Raw genomic sequence first — 258 nt, forward strand, 5'->3', positions numbered from 1 at the left:
TCATGAGCTGAGCCTTCTGGCTGAACTCCTGCATGATCTTCGAGCATTCCGGGCATACCGTGTCGATCGCCAGGCTGAAGGCGAAGCCGACGGCATTGTTCGCGACGGCCTTCAGCATCGCCACGATCTCGCTCGCGTTGATGAAGCTGAACGAGCCGGCAAAGATGTCGATGCCGCCGCACCCAGCACGGGCGCGCGGCAGCTGCAGGTTGGCAATGTTGGTCGTCTTCTGGGGAAAGCGCGTCCAGACATTGCCGA

The 258-nt window shown here is 61.2% G+C and carries 1 protein-coding gene; it reads right to left on the reverse strand.

Annotated elements, in window-relative coordinates:
- A partial coding sequence (locus AX692_RS06385) for a conjugal transfer protein TraH (protein ID WP_196491739.1) occupies nucleotides 1–258 on the reverse strand: 258 nt, incomplete at both ends.

Origin of the sequence: Erythrobacter donghaensis (assembly GCF_001557325.1) — a bacterium.
GTDB lineage: Bacteria > Pseudomonadota > Alphaproteobacteria > Sphingomonadales > Sphingomonadaceae > Erythrobacter > Erythrobacter donghaensis_B.